The organism is Microbulbifer discodermiae (genome assembly GCF_040742695.1).
Lineage (GTDB): Bacteria > Pseudomonadota > Gammaproteobacteria > Pseudomonadales > Cellvibrionaceae > Microbulbifer.
Genome location: NZ_JBFLAB010000050.1, coordinates 1 through 22,812, shown reverse-complemented (window position 1 = coordinate 22,812; position 22,812 = coordinate 1). Strand labels below are relative to the sequence as shown.

The window sequence follows — 22,812 nt, the reverse complement described above, 5'->3', positions numbered from 1 at the left end:
ATGAACCGGTTATAGGGGGATTGCTTTAACTCAACAACCCGCACGGGCAATTGATAATACCGGAGAAGCTATCCAAATCGACAAGAGTTTCTCACAGCTAATCTCACCGCATCCATTTGATACCAAATTTCGTTGTCGACTGAACGATTAGCAAAACCAATTCCACATACATCTGTTCAGGTTCAAATTAAACTCAACTCAGCACTGCGCCTGCCAAAGCCCTGCCACCAGTTCGATTGGTAAGGACACCATTACAGCTTCAGGCCCTATTTATCAGTCTCCAGCCATTGGGACTTCACTATGAATTCCCCGACAATGAAAAAGTCTATGACTTCACAGGCCGCGACAAAATCAGGAATCACAGCATCAATAGCTTAAATTGTCGCCAAAATCTACAAACTATTTTTAACCGCCTGTCTTACTTTGGAAAGTTTATTCTCAGGCCTACTCGCCTGTGCTAGAGTTTCACTTCAATGCTTATTCACCCAAGGAGTTCACTTATCGATGATTAATAAAGCTATTTCCTGCGCCTCAACTGCAGTATTTCTAGTCTTTAGCTGGACTCATGCTTACGCCGAAGAGCCAAAGTATTTGCAACTGGTTGACAAGCTTGATCGCCCGAATGATGGATACTGTTTCGATGTGCAGGGGGTCAGAGGAAATTTCCGCGCGGACAAGCCTCTTGTGGCACATAATTGTAAGCCCGGCGCCGCACCAGACGGGCTGGTTGAACACAATGCGGACAGTATGTTGTTCTTTACCGCTTTTGATCGTTGTGTCACCGCCATGGGGACCGGAAGCACGCTATTACCGAGAACCAGTCTAATGCTAAAACCCTGTGAAGAAAGGGGTGTATTTGCCAGTCCGTCCATGCACAAAAAATTCACATTCAAGCAAAATAAACAACTGGAGCTAAGCGGATCAAATCTATGTATTGTCGTTGGAGACAAATCAGCTCGAACATTGAGCAGCCGGGATAGATGGAGAGCCCTGTACCTGGATTATTGTGATAAAAGCCCGCTAGAGCGATCCCAGTGGCAGCTCGTTTCGCCATGACACTGCTGAGTTCACAAGTGCCACATTAGGCTTTAGGCTAAAGTTTGCAGCGGCCTCCGCATCCCTATGTGGAGGCCGTCAGTCATATCCTTCCCAGATTTATACTCCAAATCCAGGGGCCCTACCCGCGGACGCTTTCCCCTTAAAAGCTTGGACAACAATTACGAAAATCTCACCACCACCTGAAAATACTCTTTTGACTTCTCGATTTTCACTTTCCAGTTGTATTGAGCCGAAATTTTTTCGACCAACCTCAGACCCAACCCGAATCCGGAATTATGACCGCTGTCTACAGCATGATGCTTGTTAGCTATTTTAATAGAATCGGCATCCTGATGGATAACTATAGCGCCTTCATAAACATGCTGAAAAGCATTGCCAATTAGGTTTCTCAGCAAAATGAGACACGGCATTAGAGGTAGCGAGGTTTTATAGGGGCTGGTGTTAATTTCTATCGATACCGGCTTTCCCTTTGTCAGGTACTGCATTTCGGAAGCTACCTGGGTAACCAGCTCCTCGAGATCTATGATTTCATAGGCAACTGGCTGGTTATCGCCGCGACTGAGCCAGAGAAAAGTATCCACCAGTCGAGACATGGTGGTAGTTGCAAAATCAAGACGGCTTACCGCAATATCAACCTTGTTCGGGTAATGAAGGTCAAGTTTTTTCAACAAATCCACATTGCTCTTCATGACGGCCAGGGGTGACCGCAGTTCATGACTGGAAAATTCGAGAAATTCTTTTTCCCTGTCTATACTCTCCTGCCTTCTTGCCAGGCTGTCAGTTATAATCTCAGCAATATCTGAAATCTCTTTGTAGCGAAATTTTGGTTCAAATGTATTTTTACCTGCAATATTCTTACTGGAAATTTCCTGAGCCCAGGCTTTAAGAGACTCCAATGGAGATACTATAGTTCTAAGGATAAACAGCAGAAAAACAGCAAAAATTGCTGAGAAGAATATACTTAGCAGCAATAGCCTCCAGTAAATATGCACACTGAAATTACCGATCATAGTTTCGGTTTTGTGCCAGTCAACCCGCTTACCAACGTAGACCTCATCCCCCGCTTTATTGCGCGTCATCAGGACATAATAAAGCTTATCGGGTGTATGAAGCAATGGCATATGGCCTTTAAACTTGACGATATCGCCCTCTTTTGACGGAAGCTTTTTCGCATATTTTTTGAAGTCTTCGGGAAATTCACTCCAGTTCTTTCGAATATAAATATCAAACTGGGTGGTATTTCCAGATATATCCTGCCTGGCAGCATCCTCAAGAAAAGTTTTGGTAGCGGTTCCGGTACCTTCTTTGAAATAATCGAACATAAGCACAAAGAATATTCGCGACATGACCAGGCACGCGAGAATACACGTAACTGTAAATACAACATTGAGGCGGGTCCTAATTTTCATTGGCGGACCTCACTGCATAACCGGATGACTTGATTGTGTGAACCAGCGGAACTTGCTCCGGATGATCCACCTGTTTTCGTATATGGTGGATATGGACTTTCAGATTGCTGGCATCAGTGTAATCGTCGCCCCAAACAGAATTGATCAATACCTGCTTGCTGACCACCCTGGGGCTTGCCCGCATCAATATTTCGAGCAGCCTAAAAGCGGTCGGAGATAGTTTTAGGATACGATCCCCCCGGCTGGCAATATTCTGGTCCAAATCCAGAGTCAGGTCCCCAACGGATATCTTTGTGGTTTGCCCGCTCAACCTGCCGCTCAAAGCACGAATTCGTGCCACCAGTTCATCCATGGCAAAGGGTTTGACCAGGTAATCATCGGTTCCCACTCGAAAGCCATTTAATTTGTCTTCCAACTTATCTTTAGCAGTCAACATAATGATCGGGGTAGTATTACCGCTGGCACGTAATTGTTTGCAAACGTTCAAACCATCTATACGAGGCAAATTGATATCCAGAACTATGACTTGATAGTTGTTCGCTCGAATTAGGTCGAGGGCATTAACACCATCGCTGGCATAGTCGCAGACAATATTCTCGATTTCCAGATAGTCTATGATAGTACTTGCCAAAGCACGATCGTCTTCAACCACAATAACAGTCATAGATGAACTCCTGTGCAATAGCGATCAGATAACCATTATATCAATATTGTTACGCCGGACTCCCTGGACGAAATCTGAGAACATAAATATCAGCCTAGTCTTCCCGTTTTACTTTGCTCTAATCAAAAAATCTATGACTCTTGCACTATTAAATCCTAATAATTAACCACCCATATCGGAGTGCCAATGGTCTCTGAAAACATTTCTATAGGTTAATTCCCATAGAACCGTTTCAGTCACAGATCCTCCGGTGCGCCTGCTGGCAGATGTCCAATAGGATCTGCTTCTTAACAAAATATTGCAATAATAGATAAGCTACAAACAAGCACTTGAGCGATTTTATCTAACAAACTACAAATGATCGCCCAAGAAAGACCAAAAGCGTTCCTTTCTAGAAAAATTTTTTCAAAAACAGGTCTTTACCAAAATCTATTCCCGCAGTATTGCTATGTATGCATCCTTTGATAAACTCCCGTAATCTCTTCAGCGGAGTATTTTACCAAATCCGAGGTTACTTCGGCTGCCTCCGTAACTGGAGAGGCAATATGTTTAAAGCCAACAGCGGCTAAAGAATTCAGTGCACCTCTCAATGCAGAGGGAATGTGCTTTATTTCCCAAAAAAGTAAAAAATATTAGCATTTTTTACTACCTTAGAACCTGCATATTGCTGTCGATATCCATAGGCCTATCAGGGCTTGTGCTCTTCATTTTCATGTTTCCGAATCAAAGACATATCTTATTTCTGCGCCTAAAAAGTAAAAGTGGACCTGACTTCCTTCATCATAGTTTTAAAATATGGATTGAGGGTCAGACGGGCATGGACTTTGCCGGATTCATTATGGCCCCATGCGCTGTACCAGACTTCGCCACCACTACGACAATAGTCACTTGCCCCTTCAAGCTCCTGCCCATTATGGCAAATACGCTCACTGCCATTGATGCCGTAATAGGGGTTGTCCGGGGAAAAGAGAATACCCATATGGGACATATTGCTGATCCGCAAGGACGGGAGCTTGCTATCGATGTAAAGGGTGCGCTCATCTGCCAGGCCCGGCGGTGAGGTGCCAAACCAAATAAGGCGGCTTTGCGGATGGGTGAAGTTTTCAACAAACAGCCTTTGTATTTCTGCACTGTCCAGAACACTATCGTGTTCGCTTAGCGCGATAAATACCGGTCGTCGGAATTTTTCCCTGCTGAGGCTGGACATGGCTTTTGTACTGGTTTTGTAGTATTGGGAAAAGCCGTTGGTAGGCATACTGGCATAGCGCGTATAGTTTGTGAGCCTATCGGGGTTCGGCACAAACAGCCAGGGCGTGAAGCGGCTGAGCAGCGGGGCAAACCTTGCCAGCGATTGTCCAGATTCAAACCCCGGTGAAAATAACATCAGCCCCTTGATCACCGGATCTGCGGCCGCTTCAAGATACGCCAGATTACCACCGGTCGAAAATCCCCCCAGATATACTTCCCCGACATCGGCCTTTAGCAGTGCAACCTGTCGATGGACTTCCTGTTGCCAGCTATCGTGATCGGCGACAAGCATATCTGCGGGCCGGGTTCCGTGGCCGGACAGCAACAGGGTACGCACCAGGAAACCATGCTGGCTCAAAGACTCGGCAATATCCACAAATGACCAGGGGGAATCGCCAAGCCCATGGATCAGCAGCACGCCTCTTGTGGGTTGCAGGACCTTGTCCGCGGAACGCTCGAACGGCAGGTTGGCGGTGATCTCCGTCTGCGTATCACTGGTGAGAAAGTACCGGTGCCTTGTCAATAGCTGCTCGGTTTTCGCAACGTATTGCTCAAAGGAGCTGTAGTCAGTGACCGGACTCGCCTCCGACGGCGTCAGCATCGGATGCGTAGGGACGCCACGACAGCTGACCAGTAGTGGTAGCAGCCAGAATAAAGCCGCATGTACTCGCGTCATCATTTTTACCCCCGCTTCAGACAGCCGGTGATTCGGCTTCGGCGATGGCGCGGGAGATGGCGCCTGGAGAACCGGTTCTACGGGCAATTAACTGATAGGCAACCGGGACGATAAACAGGGTAAACACCGTCGCCATCATTACGCCCGCCAATACGACAGTACCAATTGCGATCCGGGTTTCCGCACCGGCGCCACTGGTGAGGACCAGTGGTATTGTGCCGGCAATGGTCGTCAGCCCGGTCATCAGGATAGGCCGAAAGCGTGTTGATGAGGCTTCCATCAGGGCCGCGTCAAAGGACATGCCCTGATCGCGCAGCTGGTTGGCAAATTCCACAATCAGGATGCTGTTTTTGGCCGCCAGCCCCACCAGCATAATCAGGCCGATCTGCGAGTAAATATTCAGCGAGTTGTCGGTAAAATAGAGTCCCAGTAATCCGCCAGCCAAGGCTAAGGGCACTGTCATCATCACAACCAGAGGGTGGATAAAGCTCTCGAACTGAGCAGCCAAGACCAGATAGACCACCAATAACCCCAGCAAGAAGACAAATAAAATCGAGCTGCCTGACTCAATAAAATCCCGGCTCTGCCCTTTGTAGTCGATCATAGCCTCGGGCGGCAAATGGGTGCGAACCAGCTGTTGCAAGTAACTCAGGGCTTCCCCCAGGCTGTACCCGTCGCTCAGGTTTGCCTCCAGGGTAATGGAGCGAATGCGATTGAAGCGGGGCAGGGTTTCGGCCGCACCATACTCCTGGATATCTACCAGGTTGGAGATGGGAATCAGTTGCGGAGACCGGCTTGAACGCACATAGATATTACTGACGTCAGTCAGGGAGCGCTGGTTGTCGCGCATGCCCTCAACAATCACATCGTATTCCTCGCCGTCGTTGAGGTAGGTGGTGATCCTGCGCCCCCCCATCATGGTTTCCAGGGTGCGCCCGACTTCCGTGATGCTCACCCCCAGGTCCGCCGCCCGGTCGTAGTCAACCGTGAAGTCCAATTGTGGCCGGACATCCTTGTAATCGGTATCAACACCACTCAGGCCAGGGTTATCAGCGTCTATTTGCTCTTGTAGTATCTGGACCCATTCGGCCAGGTCATCATAGTTACTGCCTCCGAGAACAAACTGTACCGGTTTGCCAACGCCGCCACCCAGCCCCTGTCGCATCACCGGAAAGGCGCGAACCCCGGGAAGGTCTGCCAGGACAGCACTGACATTTGCCATAATCTCTCTGGCGGGGCGACGCTCGGACCAGTCATTCAATACAGCGATAGCAAAACCGGAATTGAAGTTTTCGATATTGCCGAAAGAGCGGGGGGTACGGACCAGCAATCGATTGATTTCCCCATTGTCGACAAAGGGTATCAAGCGGCGTTCAATTTCATTCAGATACTCCTCCATAAAGGCATAGCTGGCACCCTCGGGACCATTTACGATTAGGAAAAAGGCCCCCCGGTCTTCATAGGGGGTGAATTCCTGGGCTATACGCGGATAGGCCATAAAGCTCACCCCAGCTACAAGAGCAACCATAAGGGAGACGATCAGTGGCCGCCTCAACGCCAGTTTCAACAGACTGATATAGCGATCGCGTAACCTGGTTGAGGCCGAGTCCACCCACTTGACGAGGCGGCTGGGTTGGGCGTCATTGTGACTGGATTTCAGGAGTTTGGAAGCCAGCATGGGGCAGAGCGTCAGGGCCACCAGAGACGACAGGCTGACAGCGGCGGCGATGGTCAGTGCAAACTGGGTGAACAGCCGGCCGATATCCCCCTCGAGAAAAGTGATAGGTACAAAGACTGCAATCAGCACCACCGTTGTGGAGATCACCACAAACCCCACCTGTTTGGCGCCACGATAAGCGGCGATCAATGGAGGCTCACCGTATTCCTGCATGCGCCGGACGATATTTTCCAGCATCACAATGGCGTCATCGACCACCAGACCGATGGCCAACACCAGTGCCAGAAGGGTGAGTAAATTCAGGGAGAAACCAAACGCATACATGGCAGTAAAGGTTGCCACCAGTGAAACCGGCACCGTCACTGCGGGGATCAACATGGCACGGGCCCGGCCGAGAAACAGGTAGATGACCAAAACCACACAGGCGATGGCAATCAGGAGAGTGAGATACACTTCGCGAATGGATGCTTCGATAAACACCGCCGCATTGTAGCTTTCCTCCAGCGACATGCCTTCGGGAAGGCTTTGATTGAGCTGTTCGGTCAACTTCAATACACCGTCGACCACCTCTATAGTATTCGCGGTGGACTGGCGGATAATCCCGATGCCCACCATAGGAACACCATTGCCGCGGAAAAAGGTTCTGTCCTCCACCACGCCCAGTTCGACTTCTGCGATATCGCCCAGGCGAACCAGGTAATTATCCTCGCCCCGGCCAACTACCAATGAGGCAAAATCTTCCGGCTCAATAAACTGGCGGTTAACCCGGGCGCGAAAGATCCGCGTTTCAGATTCCAGCCTGCCCGCCGGCAACTCCACATTCTCGGCACGTAGTGCAGCCTCGATGTCGCCAACACTTAAGTTGCGGGCCGCCATTGCCTCACGGTCCAGCCAGATGCGCATGGCGGTATCCTGGCCACCACCGATACGAACCCGGGCAACGCCATCCACAGTGGAATATTGATCAACCAGAAAGCGCTGCGCGTAATCGGTCAGCTCCTGTACGGTCATGCTGTCACTGGTTAAATTCCGCCAGATGATCACATCGTCATTACTGTCGACTTTCTGTACTTCCGGGGGGTCGGCATCCACCGGCAGGTCATCGGCAATACCGGAGATTTGGTCCCGTATATCATTGGCTGCCGCATCAATATCGCGATTGATGGAAAATTCCAGCGTGATACGGGACCGACCATCCTGGGAAGAAGACTCAATAAACCGCACGCCTTCTATACCTGCTATGCGTTCCTCCACCACCTCGGTGATCCGGGTCTCGACAATATTGGCGGGCGCACCCGGATAGTTAACATCGATGGTGACAACCGGTGGATCAATATGGGGATATTCACGTAGGGACAAACGCTCAAAAGCCACCCATCCGAATGCCACCAGTAAAATCGATAACACACTGGCAAAGACGGGTCGCTTGACCGAGATATCAGACAGAATCACTGCGTCAGCTCCCCAGACTGCGGCTGTGACAGCAGGTCCACCAATTGGTTGTCACCTGTCTGTACCGCCTTCACTTCCACTGCCGCCCCTGGGCTGAGGCGGATATTGCCGTGAGTCACTACCTGGTCCCCCTCTGCGAGACCCGTCAAAATCTCCACGGCCCCCTGGCGGCGGGCGCCAATGGTCACTTGAACTTGTGTGGCCACCGTCTGGTTGTCTTTAGTGGCTATACGCCTGACAAACTCCTGTTTGCCTCGACTCAACAGCGCCTCCTCCGGAATCATCAACGCCGATCTGGCCGGCGGCAGCAGGCGTACCCGCATCAGCTGGCCCGGGCGCAGCTTGTGATCTGGGTTTGGCAATATTGCCCGAACTGAGATGGAGCGAGTGACCGGGTCAATTCGGCTGTTGACACTGCTCAGACTTCCGCGGAAAACCTCGTTCGGCCAGGCGGCGGTGGTTCCCGAGACCGCGGACTGTGGAGTCAGGAGGGATAGGAAACGTGCCGGCACTGAAAAGTCCAACTTCATGGTTAAGTCGTCGTCGATGGTGGTCACGACAGTTCCCGGCTGAACCAGCGCGCCAACGCTGATATTGCGTTGACCGATAACCCCGTCGAAGGGGGCCAGGATTTGCCGCTGACGTATCTGCGCCTCGATGGCCTCCATCCGCGCCTCAGCCGTCTGCTTCTTGAGAACCTGCTCATCCAGTGCCGATTCCGGAGCGCTTCCCTTGGCAATGAGCGGGTTGAGCCGTCTGATCTGCAGTTCCGCTTCACTCAGGCGTGACTGTTCCTCAGACAACAGTGCCCGCTCTTCAGATGAATCCATTTCAAGCAGCAGGTCGCCGCTAGCCACCCGGTCACCGTCGTCGAAATTGATTCGGGTCACCTTTTCGGTGACGGTCGAGGTGATAATCACATTTTCATCGGCTTGCAGGGTTCCCAAAGCTTCAATCGGCTCAACCCATTCGACACGCGTCACCTCCGCAACGAAAACCGGAGTGGAGGACGGCTGGGAAAGCACCGGCCCTGAAATTAGCAACATCATCGTGAATATCAGTGGGCGATAGATCATATTTCGAGACTCCTGAGACAGGGGGCCAGCCTATCGTCGCGGCGGTTAAGAAGGAGTTAACAAAGGGAGCGCATCACTGGAAACTGCGGGCCTTCAAGCCGAACGGCCGGCACCGGCGGCTGCATTTCGCCTGTACCACCAGCACCATCCAACTGGCTACGGTGACCATCAGCGAAAATGAGTCTCCTGCTTCGGCGAGCCGGGTATATCCAGGGCTGGGTTGCCCACCGAGAAGCCGGGCTACTTTTCGGCAGTATCGTGACCGCATTCACGCCAGGCGTCTTCACAATCACACAGGCACTGGGCTCTATAGCACCGGGAAGCCGGGAGCTCCTGCCCCGGGGATTCCCCCGGCCACCGGGCCTAGGCTACGGATAGGTAACATATGGATAGGTCTTGGAAGACGAGGAAGGTCACCTGGCATTGGCCGAAAGAGTCCATTCCGGTACGCGGACTCCAGTTGCATATGGGCTTTCCCCGATAAGCACTTACAGCAGGAGAATACTCAGGGCGTAAACACCCACTTGACGGGAAAACCTGCACAGAGATATCTAAAAAAACATCAGATCTTCATTCGTAAGCATACCCCTACTTCATCTTTGGTAACTGGGCCTATGCGCTTGTCGAGACTTGGTAACCGGAAGCCCTTCTCCAACGACGCATCCGCACTACAATGGAAAGCACTATTTACACCAGTAAAAAGTACCCGGAAAAAATCCACAAGTGGACATTCAGACCACAATCAATCCCTTATGCTCAGACACTCCAATAGCAACTTTGCTGCCGCTATTGAAAGCTATGACATCCTCCACCATTCCGTCGCTAAATATCACACCATTTTCAGCCATTAGTGACGACACTTCCAGCACCGCTTGATTTTCCAGAATGCCAAATACCAGTTCCGTTCCGCTCGTATTACTGGGAAAAGGCTCCCGGATCGCAAACCTAAGATAGTCGGAATTCCATTCCATAGGTTCGAGAGCTTTTCCTTCCTTAGAATCAGTGACAGCTGCGGCCCCCGTTACCACACTCTTCATCCAGCCGCTACTGCCCAGTCCGGTGGAAACGATAACGCCACTTGAAGACTGCTGCTCACTATGTCCATCAACTGAAATTTCATACCGGGCGGATATCTGGTAGCGGGGACCTATAAAGAAGTCATTGACGGCAATCAGCTCTTGTCCATCGTTCAAACTGGCCTTGGCCATGGTGATCTGCTTTGACTGGTGGCTACCCTGCACAACATCCGCAAAAACTGTCTTCATGTCCGCCACACTGAAGGGCAGTAGCACACCGTCAAAACGCCCTGGATCAGGATTAATGGCAATCACCGGCTGGCCACTCAGGTACTTTAACGTATTGGCCACCAAGCCATCCTGTCCTACGACCACCACAATATCCCTGGGTCCAAAGATAAAATTTGGCAAGAATTCCCGCTCTATGCGATGCAAGCGGGCGGAGCCCCTAAGCTCCGCTTCCACCTGTATGACCGACTGCTGGTAGGCAGTGAATTCCGCTTTGTAGTCTTTAAAATCTCCACCCCGACTCTGGATCACAAATTCTGCCTGCGCTTCAGTATTGTATTGCGCCACCAACGCCTCCAGCCGTGTGCGGCGGGTAACGAGAATAACCTTGGTATCCTCACCCATGACTAATTTCCTGTTTGATGTGGCTTATGGCAATTTATTGCCGCCCTTGGCTGTACCAGGCTGTAGTTTTCCTGCAATAGACTGGAGTAGATCCGGTGCGATATTGAGCTGGCCAATTTTATCCGCACCAGCGGCCAGCTCCCTGAAGGCCTGCGCCATCAGCTGCCGCGGATCGAGATTGCCCATGGTCATTGCCTCCAACACCTTGGGATCGACCCTGGACAACGCTTCCATAGTGGCTGCGACATCATAGGCTTTGGCATCCGCCCGCATGCGCTCGTTTCGCACCGCCAGCTCCACCAAATCTTTGCGCTGTCGCTCCAGTAGCACGTCTGCCTCCAGCTGTTCGCCTTCCATTTCGCTGCGCTGCTGTCGCTGCATCCGCTCTGTACGCAAACGCTCCGCCTGGATAACACCTTTGGCTGTTTCCGTTTCAAAGGCGATCTTCCGATCATTTTCCTTAGTGGCCCTCTCGCGATCCATACTGGCGTCCAGCTGCTCGCGCTGGATTTTATTGCGCTGTTCCTGGGTGGCCCGCTCGGCGGCCAGTCGCGTCTCTTCAATCTCCCGCTGCTTGACCTCAATAGCGATTTCACCGTTGAGTTCGTTTTCCTTTACGATTTTTTCCTGCTCAATCGAGGCATTACGGCGCCGGTAGATCGCCACGTCCGCCTCTTCTAGAAGCCGCTCCCGAACGGCAGCTTCCAGCGCGCGAGCGGTTTCCGGAGTCGGTTTGATAGCCACTATGGACAGATCCACCACTTCAACGCCCAGGGTATCCAGCACCTCCGATTTAGCCAGCTCTGCTTTTATCGTCTTCATCAGGGATTGGGAGGCATTCAGTGCCTGCCGCAGGGACAACTGCTCTATTGCACTTCGCATTTTCACCTGTACCAGATTGGCGATGCGATTTCGTAGTTTTTCCGGGTCATCGGTGCTGTATGCCAAGTGGTTGCCACTGCTCTCCGGCTTGAGAGTGAAGTTCATCAGAGCGGCTATTTTTTCCGGTTCAGCGATACGGTATACCAACTGCCCCTGTACCGTGATTTCCTGGAAATCCTTGGTGATCTCCTTGAAGATAAATGGCAGATCGGTTGTTGCGGAGGGAATTGCCACCAGGGAAGTGGTTGGTGCGTAGTACCATAGGGCCAGGCCATTCCCTTTTCGCCTGGCTCGCCCCTTGACAAACTGAATAAGAAAGGTTGTGGGATCAACCTTGATATAGTTGATGTTCAACATGACAAACTCCTTGCCCATTGCAGGTGCCACTGTGGTCACCCTTATGTGTGAGAGGGCCGGGTCTATCCCAGCCATCTGTTTGTTTTAACGGCTTAGACCACTGCTTCCAATTGTTCCCCCTCGGCCGCCGCTCCCTGCAACGCATTGGTGCGCACCTGGTCGAAATTAAACTCCCTGGTTAAGCGGCCATTTTTGAACACACTCTGTAGCAGGTTCACCCGCTGTCCTAGATCCTGTACCCCTATGGTTTTCACAACCCCTTTGCCATCCCTGATAACTGCCAGCCGGCCTTTTTTAGAGCGCTTGCCACGATCGGTAACGGGGTCTTTGTAAACCTCTCGCCAGATTTCCCCGACTTTGGCTGCAGAGGCTTTCATAGCGAACTTCATGGTGTCTCGGTTGACTTTCTGTAGCAATTCTCCCCCCATGCCAAAGGCGATATTGTCGGCACTTTGATTGCGCTGCTCCATCGCCTTGAGAATGGCCTCAATGGTCCTCTGAGAAATACCGTCACCCTGGATCACCCTTATGTAGTCGGGCAATACCCGGTAGCCTTTGCCATTCACTTTGTAACCGAACTTGTTCATCAGCCGTTCTATGGTCTCGGTCACAATAGTGACGGGGTCACCGCTATCAGGGCGGACTACGAGGGTGCCACCGCTAGCCTCGACTTTCCCCCTCAGTTCATCGCCCCAGATATTGTCGATGGCATTCCACAGATCGTAAGAATCACTCACTACAGCCACCAACTTTCCGGGACCCGCGAACTGCTGCAGCATGTTGGCGTAGGCTGCGGCTTCATTTTCCCGTCCCCAGGCGGTTATGGTGCTGTGCTCGGCGGCGGGGATAGAAAACCCCGCCATATCTGCACCATAGTAGCGTCTCGCCGCCATGATACCGCTCAGGGTATCGGTACCCTGGAAGTTCACCAGATGTGCCGCTCCGCCGAGCGCTGCAGCTTCTTCCGTGGTAGCACCACGGGCGCCAAAGTCGTGTAGCTTGAAGCCGATACCTCCGATGTCATCGCAGGTTTCCTGCATGTAGCGCTGGATGACCTGACGACAATGCCAGGAAACGGTGGCGACTGTAGTGGGATACCATACGGCTCTGAGCAGCGCTGTCTCCACATAACTGGTTAACCAGGCACAGTTAGGGTCCGTGTTGGTCACCTGTACCATGGCGCTCCCTACGGGTACCAAGGTGCCCTCCGGAATCGCTTGGATCTCTATAGGCAGATACCCCTTGTGTGTCTCCAGAATGTAGCACCAGCCTTTTTCATTGAAGGGTACACCGTGGGCTTCGAACACCGCCTTGGCCTCGTCTATATCACCACCGGTAATAGGCCTCGCCAGGTATTCCTTAATGAACATCTGCAGCCCAAAAAAAACCGCTTGTTTGAACTCCCCACCGCGCGCCTCTATATAGCTGGAGACCTGGCTGGTACCGGGTGGATATTGGAGGTAGTGAGATGCCTTATAAGAATCCGCATTCAAAATGAAGTTGCGATTTGCAATGGTCATGACGGAAATCCTCCTGTCATCGATAGGGGAGCCGGGTCTTTCCCTACTCCTGGTTATTGCCCCCACAAACCTTTATGGAAGGGGAAGGCTTTGTTTTACATTCCGGTCAACTCCTGAATAATGAAATAGTGATCCTCAAAGATCTGGCTGGGGTCCAGGTCAGCCAGCGGCACCCACATGGCATCTTTGGCATCGTCTCCACCCTTCACTTTGGGCAGCTCCTTGTTGGGCTGGAGTTCGATATAAAAGGCGTGGGTGATGGTTCTGCCCCGGGCCGAGCGGTGCGGGTCATCAAAAACCTGCCGGCCTTTGATAGAGCCTTTGAGCACTGGTGCCGGCACCTTTAAACGGGTCTCTTCGCGCAACTCCCGCAGGCAGGCATCCACCAGCTTCTCTCCCTGGTCGACAAAACCACCGGGCAGGGCCAATAAGCCTTTGCCGGGTCGCGCCTTGCGCTCCACCATCAAAACATGGCCGCTCTGGACCACGACCGCATCGACGGTGACGAACGTCGGTTCATACGGAGCTGCCTCCCAGGCCCGCCTGTACTTTGCGACAAACTCCTGTTCACCTTTCACCGCAGCGAAGGCGGGGGTTTCACAGAAGGCCGCCATTTCCCGCTGTACATTGGCTGGTAACACATTCACGGCATCCCCGGCGATGTAGTTGCTGCCCTGGGCGAAGATGGACTCGCGGATAGGTGTGGCACTGATCCCTTTGAAATTCTCTACTTCCACCGCCCCCCACTGGGGGAATAAATTGAGGTAGTAGGCGCTGTGATCCTTACTGTGGCCAATGAGCCCGAGTTTGGGCCGGCGATGGGGCACGCGGTGGTGCGCAGTGACCATACCATTGATGGTTGCCTGAACATTTTTTACCCAGGACTCGTCGTTGTAAACAATATCCATCAAAGGGGCGATATGGATGCGGGGGTTATCCTCTTCCCGCACAGCGCCGCGGATCATGGCTTCACGTTCAGCCACGGTCCAAGGGTTGCGGACCGACCTGGGTTGGTGGGCGGAGCCACACAGGATGATCATTTGCTCTGCCCGCGCCAGGCCTGCCTCGACAACGGCGAGATGCCCCCGATGGAATGGCTGGAAACGACCGATAAAGACCAGAAAATCGAATAGCCTGTTGTTGCTATTAGTCATGTCAGCAAACCCCTTGCTGCTATTACCCCTTCTCTACCTGGAGATTTCTCCTGAAGGAAGGGCCGGAACACAGCCCAGTCTATCCGGGCCGGCACGCATGCCAGCGCGACCTGGCTGGCTGTAGCTGACCGGGTGAATCCCACCTCTGCGGTTAGCTTGAGGGGATAGTGGCTTAGTGCCACTTATATGTCAACCTTCCGGATTGAAAAAATTCATAAGCATATATTCTCGCCCCTTTTCTTAGTGTCGTTATGACACTAACATAGTGGCTTACAGACTCTAACCGTCCACTGGTAACCCAAATGGCCCGAAAACTGTCAGAAAAGGCATTTTTGACTGATTACAATATCCATGACTTTGATGTGCCCCTCACCTCCGTCGACATGGCAATCTTTACGATTAGAGATAGCCAACTGCAGGTCCTGCTGGTAAAGCGGGCGCAACACCCCGCTTTGGACTGCTGGGCATTACCCGGGGGATTTATCGACCTCAAGCGAGACAGGACACTGGCGGATACCGCCCGCCGCAAGTTATTGGAGAAAACCGGTGTCGATACCCCCTACCTGGAACAGGTAGAGAGCTTTGGTAGCCGTGACAGGGATCCGAGGGGCTGGTCTGTGACGGTGGCCTATCTGGCCTTGATTGCCAGTGAAGAAATCAGGCTTAGCAGGGACGGCAGCTCCGAAGAAGTGGCCTGGGTCCCGGTGGAGAAAGCAGAGCAGCAGTTTGACCTGGCTTTTGATCATACGGAGATACTGAAAAGTTGCCATGGGCGCCTAACAAGCAAAGTGCAGTACACATCGCTGCCTGTTAATTTACTGCCCCGTGAGTTCACGCTAACTGAACTGCAGCAGACCTTTGAGATAGTGTTGGGAAATAGCGTTGAGAAAAAATCTTTTCGGCGACGCATCCTGGATGCAGATATTTTGGAGGAAACCGGAAATGTCAAAACAGGCAGCAATCGCCCCGCCAAACTCTACCGGGTGAAAGCCGATGGCCAGAGCCACTTCTTCGCCAGAAATATTGAAGGCCCAAGGTAACAGGAAGAAAATAAAGGAAGAAAGAGACGCACAATAGATCCAAAACCTAACTATGGTGTTTCGCTACAACAGACTCCTATGACAAAGCTGTACTGGCCGCCGCAAATCTCGGAGATGACGCCGATACGACTGCAGCTATCTGTGGCCAAATTGCAGGCGCCTTCTACAGCATCAATGGTATTCGAGCGACATGGATAGAGAGGCTTTACTTGAGAGAGCAAATAGCTGACTTGTCTATTTCCCTTTATAGAAGTCAAATAACCATTGATAGGAGCTAACCCCATACGGTCAACGACTTTAGGGTTATTCTGTTTCTAGATCTTCCACCCACTGGGCCACAGATACAGGGCGGATAAACAGGATCTCGATCAATTCACGCTGGGCAGGTACCTGGCGCACAAGGGCCTCGACAAAATCCACAGAGCTTGCGGGCGGGGCGGGATAGCCATGCTTTTTGTTTAACTCGCCAAGTGCGGCAAGGATAGGGGCATCGCCTATTGCCTGGCGCAGCCGGGCGAAAGCCAGGGTAGCGCGGGAATACTGGTCATGGGGGGATTCGGCACTGACCAGGCTGAGCAAAGCTTGGCGGTTATGGCCTTCGGCCGTTTCATAACGCGCGCGCTCATAGGCGATCAGCGCCCGCATGGCAGCTCTGCCCCGGTAACGCTCCAGCATCACCAGTTCTATGTATTTGGCCAGGGACTCCACCAGGAAGGCGCTGTCTTGTGCAATACCATTGCCAAACCAATGACCGAACCATTGATGCGCAGTTTCATGTACAGTGCGCCGATAGGCTTGGCTGAAGGGCAATTTTGCATTCTGCAGGCTGCGAAAGCCGACCCGGCTGCCAATAAGCATCAATTGCGGCAGAGCATAGCCAGTGGGGCCGATGTCGGGCTTTTCCACCAGGGTCAGTGTATGGCCGTTATAGGGACCGATATGTGAAGATAAAAAACGGACGGTTTGCGCCATGGCATCCAGCGTCATTTCCACATTGGTCCGATGTTGCGGCAAATAAGCTACCTGTAGAGTTGTCGTGCCCAAGCGGCGGCTACGCAGTTGCACGGGTGCCGCAATAAATCCCTGCAGATTGCGTACCGGCTGCCGGGTGACAAAGTGACGGAACTGGCGCTTATCCTGTTGCCAGCTTTTCACCAACTCACCCTGAGTAAAACTCTGATAATCGAGTGGGGTAGAGATTTGTGTATCCATTTGCGACCAGTCGTAGCCATCTCTGCTTTTATCTCTTGAGGCTAGTGCCTGTTCCACAGACTGCTGCGGTTTTTCCGGCAGATCAAATTGGCGGCGCAGATCCTCGCTGTCAAGTTCGCGTATTGACTGATAACCAATAGCTGGGAAATAGGAAACAGCACGCAGATAGCTGAAGTTTTCGGTGAGTATCTTATGGGCAGGCAGCGGCTGATAACCATTTTGGACTAGCACTAGGCTGAAATCCAGCCTCAGGGATTGCCCCGGGAGCAGTGGCGTTGCCAATTGATACACCCGCTGGCCCAGCTTGCGGTTGTAATCCAACTCTGCTTCCGCACTCAGGCGGATATGGCTCAGTGGGGTTTGCCAGTGCTCACCCACCAGCAAGGCTTGTACTGCCTGGGAGTGGGGGTTTTGCAGCTGATAGTGTCCATTCACCCGTACCTGGCGTTGCCTAGGAAAGAAATCCACCCGGGTGCTGACCTTGGCGACGACCGGCATCGGCAGCTCGGCAAAAGACCGATAGCCCTTTTCATAATCAGCCAGCAAAGCTGCGCGGCTGTCCGGGTCCAAATTGCGACCATTGGCATCCAGCCCGGTCTGGATGCCTATCCCTTGCTGCACCAGCAAACTGGCCAGCGCAGCTAAACCTAGCAAGGACGGAATGTTTCGCCAGTACATACCGATTTTTCGGCCCTGCGGGTTTGCCAGAATGGCGGTGAAAAGCAGCAGTGCGACCAGCAGGCACCAGAAGAGGGTAAAGGCCTGGAAACCGTCCAGATTAGCGCTATAGCCGATATACCCATCCGCAGCCATCAGCGGTGTTGCAAACGGGCGCAGCAAAGGGTGATGCAGGCTCAGCAGGTCGGCAAGGGGGGTAAAGCGCAGGATCAACAGCAGACAACAGAGTACCAGTGCAGCAAGGCGATTGCGCACAACTGCCTGAATGGCCAGAAACACGGTTCCCAGTGCTGCCAGCGGCAGTCCCGAGTAGAGGATAAAATGCCCATAGTCACCCAGCTCTATAGGGCTCTGTTTCAGCCACTGGCACACTGTGGATGCCATGGCGGCCAGCAGCAACAATGCCAGGAGCAGGGCCAGCAGGCTGATCACTCTGGCCAGTAGCGCAGCGGACGGGAAGAGTGGCAGGGCATCAACAATACCCGCGATATTCAGCCGTTGATCGCGCCGGGTCAGCCAATCACTGAAATACAGCAGCAGCATTGAGCCAGCCAGCGGTACCAAATCCCACATAGTGCGGTTGATGGCGTCCAGGCTCCGCCCAGCCAGCTGTGCACCGGGTTCTGCATGGTTGAAAGAGGGGTAAGTTTCGCCAATGACCACACAACACCAGACCAGGCCCAGCAACCACACCACCGGGGATTGAAAAACTTGCGCACACTGCATGCGCACCAGGGCTGAAAACTGTACAAGACCCCGCGGTTTAACCGCAGTAAAGGCGAACAGGGCTGGAGTTTGTACGCGCGGCTGGCTTAAACGCTGTGCTGAGGATTTTGCCCGATACGCGAAACAACGCCCGGCCAGGTGAAACGCAATAAAAGCCATTGTGAAGGCCATAAGGCAAATCAGTATCCTGTTTACGCTGAGCATGAGTACATCAGTCTGTTTGGCCATTAGCGCCGTAAGACCAAGCCAATCCAGGTATCCCATTACGCTTAACAACCAGGGTGCGGGTGTTTGGGAACTCGCCATTAGCGGTGAACCGCTGGCACTGGCCAGCAGGATATAACTGATAAACCACAACAAACCGCCCATATAAACCAGCAGCGGCGATAGACTCAGGTTACGCAGTAGCCAGAAAGTCGACACAAACAGCAATACTGCCGGTATACCGATCAGCAGTTGCAAGCCCTGTAATTTTAAAGCTGCAGTCAGCAGGCCAAGCGTATCCGGTAGCTTTTCGGCACTGCTGATCAGGCCAGCTAGCACACCAAGTGCCGCCAGTACACCGAGCAGGATCAGCACCAGGCAGAGGCCGATGGCCTGAATGGCCTGCTGCCTGGCCTGGGATAGTGGGGCCGCCAGGGTTAACTCGTGCATCTTATGGCCAGTGGCGCGATACAGGGCAAATCCCGCCAGCAGACAGCTTGCCAAGGGCAGTGCCATCAGGCACAGGGCACCCACAAGATGGAACAGATGCGGGTCACTGAACAACTCTGCCTGGCGAATATGGATGCCCCGGCCGACAAAAAAACCGAACAAACCCGCCAATGGTGCCAGTATCCAGCAAAGCGGTTGGCGCAGGATGAGTTGCACCTCATTAAAAATGCGCGCGCCAGCCATCAGGCGATTGCCCCTGTGTGTTTTTGCAGGGCCAGAAAATAGCTGTCCTGCAGACTGGGTGGAACAGGTTCAAAATCCGCAGCCGGGCACTGTTGGCTGAAGAGACGCACCATCGGCTTGCCATAGTGCAGGCGCTGGCCGAGCAGTTGTGTATTGCCAGGTAACGGGTGTTTCGCCGGACCTTGCCAAATCTTTCCGTCCAGGCAACTGAATAAGGCGCGGGTAGGATCGCAGGCAACAATTTCACCGTCGATCAATAGGGCGGTGTGCCCGGCCAAATGCTCAATATCCTCAACAATATGGGTGGAGAGCAGCACCACGCGTGTTCGGGCAATATCGTGTAATAGCTGGTGAAGGCGCAGCCGTTCGGCCGGGTCCAGCCCGGCGGAGGGTTCATCGAAAATCAGAATCTGCGGGTTGCCTAGCAGGGCCTGGGCTATGCCAAAGCGCTGCAGTAGTCCACCGGAAAAATGGCTTGGCTGTCGGGTTGCCTGTCCGGTGAGGTTGGTCAGCGCCAATACCTGATCAATCTGCCGGCGGCGCTGCGGTTTGTCCTGCAAGCCCTTCAGTATTGCCAGATGCTCAAGCAGGGCGTAGCAGGAAATATGCGGGTAGACACCAAAATGCTGGGGCAGATAACCCAGCCGGCTGCGTAGCCGATGCGGCTCTTGAACCATATCCCGCCCTTCAAACAGGATACGGCCGCTGTCCGGCGCCTGTATGGTGGCAATAGTGCGCATCAGGCTGGACTTGCCCGCACCGTTGGGACCGAGCAGGCCCAGCATGCCCGTGCCCAACTGCAGCGAGATGTCTTTAAGGGCCCGGGTGCCATCCCGGTAGGTTTTGTTGATATTGTGGAGCTGTAGCATTGGGGCATCCCGTGGTTTTTTATCAGGCTAACTACGGCTGTATAGGGCATAAAGGCTTTGATGACGAAGCAGATGGTTTTTATGACATAATGAATTCAGTGGGGTAAATTGTCGTTTATCAGTAAAATGGATAGGTTTGTCATGATTTGGCTGACAGACCCTGGCAGCTAGCCAACAATTGGCATTTGCGCTTTGCGAGCAGGTTTCCCCAGCATGGCGAGATTGGTCACTTCCCCCCCGAACCCACAAGCCCTATTGCCACTGTTGCCGGTATTGGTGGCGGTATTGGCGGAAACCGTATTCCGCCTGCACAATGATGTACCGCAAACCCAAAGCCACGACTTCGACGTTCACGGGATTTGGGCGCTCTATTGGTTGCCGGCACTGCAACTGCTGGTGGAAAGCCTGCCGCTGTTGATAGCGCAGTTTCTGCTACCGTCTTTATCTGGCTGGCGGCGTTACCTGTGCTGGACATTGGGGTTTATCGCCTATCCGGCCTGCAGCCTGGCACTACAGGAAAGGCTGCTGGACAATAGGGAATTGATGCTGGGTGTACCCTTTTGGGGCTTGGCGGCGGGGCTGTCGCTGATGTATTGGTTGCACCAGGCCTACCAGCACTTACCGGGCGCCCGTAGCAGGCTATCCTGGTGGCGCTATCTGCTGTCGCTGGATGCGGCCCTGCTGCTGTGTCTCGGTGGTTGGGTCATACTGATGAGCGGTATTTTTGTGTATAACCCTGACCCCATGCACAACCAGCCGTTGGAACCCAGGTTGGATATTGGCCAGATGCTCAGACAATGGTCACTAACCTTGTATTACCTGTGGCAGTTTTCGCTGATGGCGCTGGTGGTATTCGCCTACTATTGGGTCAATCGTTATTTGCTGATCCGAAAGGTGTTGGCGGGCCGGGGTGTCTATTTGTTTTTGCTGTGCAGTGCCGGCTGGTTGCTATTGTCTTATCCGCTGTTTGGCGCTCTGGTAATACAGTTACCCTTGAATATTGCCGAACTGAGCCTGTTGCCCTCGGAAAACCATAACCCCTTCGATACCCTGAATCTGCTTGTGGCGACCATTATCTGGGCCATCAGTCTGCCTTTGATTCTAGCCTTTGAACGCCAGCAAAGCGCCCGTGAACTGGCCGAACTCACCCGGGAACAGGCCCGAGCCGAGCTTAAAGTACTGCAGCAGCAGGTTAACCCGCATTTTTTGTTTAATACCCTGAACGGCCTCTATGCCCTGTGCCTGGCACAATCGGCCCAGGCCGCGCCTTTGGTATTGAAACTGTCTGACCTGCTGCGCTATGTGGTTTACCAGGGGCAAAAACCCAGAGTGTCGCTGGAGGATGACCTGGCCTACCTGCAAAACTACCTGGCATTACAACGGGTGCGAGCGGGGCGCCGCTGCCGGATCGAAACGGACTTCCAGGTGCCTGATGGCAAGTGGCAGATTGCCCCGCTGCTATTGATTATGTTGGTGGAAAATGCCTTTAAACACGGAGCGGAAGTCAGCCAGGACGAGTGCCATATCCGGCTCTCCCTGCGGATACAGGATACTGAACTGGAGTTTGAATGTAATAACAGCCTGCCCCGACGGTCTGCCAATGAGGTACCGGATGGTATGGGTTTGCCAAACCTGAAACGCCGCCTGCAATTAAGTTATCCGCAGCGCTTCACCCTGCAAAGCGAAGCACAAGAGCAGCACTGGCATGCCCGGCTTAGGCTACAGCTGTGAACACCCTGATTATTGACGATGAACCCCTGGCCCATGAAGTGCTGCTGCATCATAGCCGCGCCCACGCCGATATCCAGATAGTAAGGCAGTGCTATAACGCCGCCGAGGCCCTGGCTTTTCTGGCCAGACAGCCGGTGGATTTGATCTTGTTGGATATTCATATGCCAGTGCTCTCGGGCCTGGATATGCTGAGAGTAATGCTTGGCCGGCCGCAGGTGGTTCTGTGCACTGCCTACCAGGAGCATGCGCTGGAAGCCTTTGAATTGGATGTGACCGACTACCTGCTGAAACCCATCAGCACCGAGCGCTTTGCCCAGGCGCTGGATAAGGTTCGACGCCGCGCTGGAGAAACGGTAGTACCTGTGGTGCCGGGCCATATTGTGATTCGGGTGGATAGGGAGCATCGAAAAATTGATCTGGACAAGGTGCAGTGCTTTGAAGCCTATGGCAATTACGTCAAGGTCTGGCTGGAAGATTCCTGCCTGCTTACTGCCGCAACCCTTAAACACTTTGTCGAAACCTTGCCCAAAGACCGGTTTATTCAGGTACACAAGTCTTTTTTGGTAAATAAGGACAAGGTAGTCGCACAAGACAAGGAAAGGATCAGGCTGGCCGGTGACAAACTGGTTAAAATTGGCAAAGTTTTTCGCTCAAATCTCCCAGAGTTGCTGCAATAGTCTGGAATTACTGAACTAGGGAACGTCTGAATAACTCAACAATCGCTACGGCAGTATCAGTATTTTCTGGTGCGGGCCTGAATTTGACCAAAACAACCCTGAGATTGTTTGTTTTTTCACCTGGAATCTACTTCTCAGCAGATTCCAGGTGCACTGGC

The 22,812-nt window shown here is 52.8% G+C and carries 15 protein-coding genes and 1 pseudogene; 5 read left to right on the top strand and 11 right to left on the bottom strand.

Going from position 1 to position 22,812, the window contains the following annotated elements:
- Positions 1-504 precede the first annotated feature (504 nt).
- Positions 505-1,056 (top strand): hypothetical protein, encoded by a 552-nt coding sequence (locus AB1S50_RS15355; RefSeq protein ID WP_367151814.1) that lies wholly within the window; start codon positions 505-507, stop codon positions 1,054-1,056.
- A gap of 161 nt (positions 1,057-1,217) precedes the next feature.
- Here AB1S50_RS15355 and AB1S50_RS15350 read toward each other — a convergent pair whose 3' ends face one another.
- The 9 genes from AB1S50_RS15350 to AB1S50_RS15310 all read right to left on the bottom strand — a co-directional run bounded on the left by AB1S50_RS15350 (position 1,218) and on the right by AB1S50_RS15310 (position 14,824).
- Entirely contained in the window at positions 1,218-2,381 is a 1,164-nt protein-coding gene (locus AB1S50_RS15350) for a sensor histidine kinase (protein WP_367151822.1), read from the bottom strand.
- A 76-nt stretch (positions 2,382-2,457) separates the two neighbouring features.
- On the bottom strand, positions 2,458-3,132 hold the full coding sequence (locus AB1S50_RS15345) for a response regulator transcription factor (RefSeq protein ID WP_367151813.1): 675 nt from the start codon (positions 3,130-3,132) through the stop codon (positions 2,458-2,460).
- Positions 3,133-3,880: 748 nt separating this feature from the next.
- Positions 3,881-5,059: an alpha/beta hydrolase gene (locus AB1S50_RS15340; protein ID WP_367151812.1), complete on the bottom strand. Its 1,179-nt coding sequence runs from the start codon at positions 5,057-5,059 to the stop codon at positions 3,881-3,883.
- 13 nt (positions 5,060-5,072) lie between these two features.
- The gene (locus tag AB1S50_RS15335) at positions 5,073-8,186 is read right to left on the bottom strand and encodes an efflux RND transporter permease subunit (protein ID WP_367151811.1); all 3,114 of its coding nucleotides are present in this window, start codon (positions 8,184-8,186) and stop codon (positions 5,073-5,075) included.
- Entirely contained in the window at positions 8,183-9,262 is a 1,080-nt protein-coding gene (locus AB1S50_RS15330) for an efflux RND transporter periplasmic adaptor subunit (protein WP_367151810.1), read from the bottom strand. Before AB1S50_RS15330 ends, AB1S50_RS15335 begins: the two co-directional genes overlap by 4 nt.
- Positions 9,263-9,993: 731 nt before the next feature.
- A complete protein-coding gene (locus AB1S50_RS15325; protein WP_367151809.1) occupies positions 9,994-10,911 on the bottom strand; it encodes a diacylglycerol kinase catalytic domain-containing protein in 918 nt (305 codons plus the stop codon).
- A gap of 24 nt (positions 10,912-10,935) precedes the next feature.
- Complete coding sequence (locus tag AB1S50_RS15320; RefSeq protein WP_367151808.1) at positions 10,936-12,150, bottom strand: SPFH domain-containing protein; 1,215 nt, start codon at positions 12,148-12,150, stop codon at positions 10,936-10,938.
- 92 nt (positions 12,151-12,242) lie between these two features.
- Complete coding sequence (locus tag AB1S50_RS15315) at positions 12,243-13,670, bottom strand: nicotinate phosphoribosyltransferase (protein ID WP_367151807.1); 1,428 nt, start codon at positions 13,668-13,670, stop codon at positions 12,243-12,245.
- 95 nt (positions 13,671-13,765) lie between these two features.
- On the bottom strand, positions 13,766-14,824 hold the full coding sequence (locus AB1S50_RS15310; protein WP_367151806.1) for a bifunctional nicotinamide-nucleotide adenylyltransferase/Nudix hydroxylase: 1,059 nt from the start codon (positions 14,822-14,824) through the stop codon (positions 13,766-13,768).
- A 302-nt stretch (positions 14,825-15,126) separates the two neighbouring features.
- Here AB1S50_RS15310 and AB1S50_RS15305 point away from each other — a divergent pair, with 302 nt between their 5' ends.
- Both AB1S50_RS15305 and AB1S50_RS15300 read left to right on the top strand, forming a co-directional pair.
- On the top strand, positions 15,127-15,864 hold the full coding sequence (locus AB1S50_RS15305) for an NUDIX hydrolase (protein WP_367151804.1): 738 nt from the start codon (positions 15,127-15,129) through the stop codon (positions 15,862-15,864).
- A 62-nt stretch (positions 15,865-15,926) separates the two neighbouring features.
- Positions 15,927-16,142 (top strand): annotated as a pseudogene (locus tag AB1S50_RS15300) (ADP-ribosylglycohydrolase family protein); the annotation flags it as partial.
- A 25-nt stretch (positions 16,143-16,167) separates the two neighbouring features.
- Here AB1S50_RS15300 and AB1S50_RS15295 read toward each other — a convergent pair.
- Positions 16,168-19,377 carry a hypothetical protein gene (locus tag AB1S50_RS15295; protein ID WP_367151803.1) on the bottom strand — a complete coding sequence of 1,070 codons (3,210 nt, stop codon included), beginning with the start codon at positions 19,375-19,377 and terminating at the stop codon, positions 16,168-16,170.
- A complete protein-coding gene (locus tag AB1S50_RS15290) occupies positions 19,377-20,246 on the bottom strand; it encodes an ATP-binding cassette domain-containing protein (protein WP_367151802.1) in 870 nt (289 codons plus the stop codon). The genes AB1S50_RS15295 and AB1S50_RS15290 overlap by 1 nt, the downstream gene beginning before the upstream one ends.
- A 213-nt stretch (positions 20,247-20,459) precedes the next feature.
- On the opposite strand from AB1S50_RS15290, the gene AB1S50_RS15285 reads away from it, so the two are divergent.
- Positions 20,460-21,977 carry a sensor histidine kinase gene (locus tag AB1S50_RS15285; protein ID WP_367151800.1) on the top strand — a complete coding sequence of 506 codons (1,518 nt, stop codon included), beginning with the start codon at positions 20,460-20,462 and terminating at the stop codon, positions 21,975-21,977.
- The gene (locus AB1S50_RS15280; RefSeq protein WP_367151798.1) at positions 21,974-22,654 is read left to right on the top strand and encodes a LytR/AlgR family response regulator transcription factor; all 681 of its coding nucleotides are present in this window, start codon (positions 21,974-21,976) and stop codon (positions 22,652-22,654) included. Before AB1S50_RS15285 ends, AB1S50_RS15280 begins: the two co-directional genes overlap by 4 nt.
- Positions 22,655-22,812: the final 158 nt, after the last annotated feature.